The 2,748-nt window shown below is 73.4% G+C and carries 3 protein-coding genes; all 3 read left to right on the forward strand.

Features of this window, described 5'->3' with window-relative positions; all coding sequences use genetic code 11:
• Nucleotides 1-1,608, forward strand: a 1,608-nt coding sequence (bcsE, locus tag F3J15_RS37135) for a cellulose biosynthesis protein BcsE (RefSeq protein WP_166897752.1), incomplete at its 5' end; no start/stop codon positions are given.
• Nucleotides 1,605-1,823: a hypothetical protein gene (locus F3J15_RS37140; RefSeq protein ID WP_069247725.1), complete on the forward strand. Its 219-nt coding sequence runs from the start codon at nt 1,605-1,607 to the stop codon at nt 1,821-1,823. The genes bcsE and F3J15_RS37140, both read left to right, overlap by 4 nt.
• Nucleotides 1,820-2,599: a cellulose biosynthesis protein BcsQ gene (gene bcsQ, locus F3J15_RS37145; RefSeq protein WP_166897754.1), complete on the forward strand. Its 780-nt coding sequence runs from the start codon at nt 1,820-1,822 to the stop codon at nt 2,597-2,599. The genes F3J15_RS37140 and bcsQ overlap by 4 nt, the downstream gene beginning before the upstream one ends.
• Nucleotides 2,600-2,748 lie beyond the last annotated feature (149 nt).

Raw genomic sequence — 2,748 nt, forward strand, 5'->3', positions numbered from 1 at the left:
CTGGCGATGCCGCCCGCGGCCGAGCCGGCCAACGGTGACAACACCGGCGCCGGCGCAACCGCGGACGCCCCGCGCCGTGCGGCGCCGGGCCCGTTCGCACGACTGACCGGCGGCCTGCGCGCGATGAAGCGCTACGGCTTTCGCGCGCGCTCCCTGTATTTCGTCGAGGGCGCGCAGCGCTGGTTCAGCTGGGACGACCCGATCGCGCTCGCCGACGAGGCGCATGCACTCGCCGACTGGTGCCGCACGCACCGGATCGCGCTGGTGCTGCTGCTCGATCCCGAAGCGACCCGTGCGGGCGGCGAAGCGCGCACCGACGATGCGCCGCTCGTCCGCGATGCGGATCGCACGCCGCGCAGCGGTTTCCACGGTATCTGCTCGGGCGTCGCGCAGTTGCAGCGCACGCACGGCGAGCTGCTGTGGGTCGTCGATTTCTGGCGGGCAGGCGATACGCTTGCGGCCGGCGAAGTGCGGCCGCTGCGCTTTGCGCCGGGCGGCCGGCTGTCGGCGAACGTCGACGGCGGCGCGACCGAGCCCGCGCACCGGATGAAGATCGCGAGCGACGAGGATCGCGTCGTCGTCAGCCGCGCGGTGCTCGAAGGCACGAACCGCGTGCCGGACGGCTGGGAGGTCGTCGAAGACAACGCGGCCGTCGTCGCCGCCTGCGCGCATGCGCAGGCCGCGACCGCGGTGCTGGTGTTCCGCTCGCATGCGCAGCTCGAAGCGCTCTGCGCGGACGTGCACGCATTGCGCCGGCAGTGCGGCGGTGCGCTGAAGATCGCGGTCGTCGAGCGCGGCGAAGTGCTGCGCCAGCAGTTCGAGATGCTCGTGCTGAGCGTCGGCGCGAGCCGCGTCGTCGCGCGCGACCTGCCGGTATCGCGGATGCAGGCCGCCGTGCACGCGTTGCGCGGCCAGCTCTATGCGCGGCCCGTCGCGGCCGACTATCGTGCGGCGCTCGCGGCCGCGCTCGGCGATTCGGTGCTCGGCTACCTGCCGGTCGGCGCGTTCTGCCTGCGGATTCGCGCGGTGCTCGATCGCGGCGCCGTGCTCGCGCTGCCGCACACGCTCGCGAAGATCGCGCTGCTGCCGAGCGTGTCGCATGTCGACGCGCTGCGGTCTTGCCGGCCGCGCCGCGCGGGCGACGTCGTGACGGCCGATGCCGCGCACCTGTACGTGTTCCTGTTCGCGTGCGAACCGGTCGATGCGGAGGACGCGCTCGCGCGCATCTTCGACGTGCCGGTCGACACGCTGTCCGACCGGGTCGTATGCCTCGGCCACGGCAGCATCGACACCGAACTCAATGCGCTGAAGGCCGAGAACCGGCGCGCGCCGATCGCCGACTACAGCGATCTGTTCGCGGCCACGCAGCCGGCGGGCGCGACGCGCCAACCGTCGGTGCGCACCGACCCCGGCGCGGCGTTGCCCGACGCGAGCGAAGTGAGCGGCGCGATCGACGCCATCGATACGATCGTCGCGCTCGAGGCGATCGGTGCGACACCGGCGGCCGCGGCTGTCGATGCATCGGCGCCGGAACCCGTCATTCCCGCCGCGCGCAAGCGCAGCGCCGTCCGCAGCGCGATGCCGCTGCGCAAGGAGGGAGTCGCATGATTGCCGAAATCGTCATCGGTTTCATCGTCGGCATCGTGATCGCGGTGCCGGTATGGATCATCGCGCAGCACCTCGGCATCGGCCGCGGTTTTCACGCGCCCCGCGGCATCGACCGGCGCGACGCGGTGCCTTGCGAACTCGTGCCGGTCGCGCTGCGCGGGCGGCTGCTGCCCGATGCGGAGCGCGGCGAGCGGAGCGGCGAGGCGGCCCGATGAAGACGATCGCCATTACGTCGACGACGGGCGGCGCGGGCCGCACGACGCTCACGGCCGCGCTCGCGGTGCTGCTCGCGCGTCGCGGCCGGCCGGTCGTCGCCGTCGAATTCGATGCACAGAACCTGATGGGCGCGACGCTCGGCCTCGACTCGCTGGCCGAGCATGGCCTCGCACAGAGCGTGCTCGGCGGCGGCGAGCCGTGGCATGCACAGACGTGGCGTAACGCCGACGGCGTGCTGTTCGTCCCGTATGGGCAGGTCGACGCGGCCGGCGCCGCCGCGTGCGATGCGCGGCTCGCGGCCGATCCCGCGTGGCTGTCGCGCGCGCTCGACGAGATTGCGCTGCCGGTCGACGGCGTCGTGCTGATCGACACCGCGCGCTATCCGTCGACGCAGGCCGAGCAGGCGATTCGCCGCGCGGACCTGACGCTCGTCGTCGTGCCGCCCGAGCCGAGCGCGTGTGCGACGACGGCCGCGCGGCTCGGTGCGCTGCGTGCCGGCGGCGGCGAACTGCAGATCGTCGTGAACCGGCTGAATCCGGCGCGCGACATGCAGCGCGACGCGCTCGGCATGCTGCGCGCGGTCGCGGGGCCGGCGTCGATGCTCGAGCAGCGCATCCACGTCGATGCGGCCCTGCCCGAAGCGCTCGCGCGCGGCAGCTGGATCTTCGACGACGCGCCGTATTCGCAGGCGTCGCACGACCTGAACGGCGTCGCGAACTGGGTCGATACGTGGCTGGCGGCAGGCGCCGCCGGTCGCCGCGGAGCGGCGCGATGAACGCGGGCTTCGTGCTGCGCGTGCGTGCGGTCGGCCGTCGTGCGGCCGACTGGCTCGCACGCGGCATCGGCTTGCCGGCGCAACGCACGCTGGTCGACTGGATCGTGCGGCTGTTCTTCCACGCGCCGCCGCCGGACCGGCCGGATCAC

The sequence above is a fragment of the Burkholderia sp. Ap-955 genome, from assembly GCF_011753045.1.
GTDB lineage: Bacteria > Pseudomonadota > Gammaproteobacteria > Burkholderiales > Burkholderiaceae > Burkholderia > Burkholderia lata_D.

Excerpts from the sequence above, each read along its gene's own strand:
- F3J15_RS37140 (WP_069247725.1), top strand. The coding sequence starts at position 1,605 with ATGATTGCCGAAATCGTCATCGGTTTCATCGTCGGCATCGTGATCGCG.
- bcsQ (WP_166897754.1), top strand. The coding sequence starts at position 1,820 with ATGAAGACGATCGCCATTACGTCGACGACGGGCGGCGCGGGCCGCACG.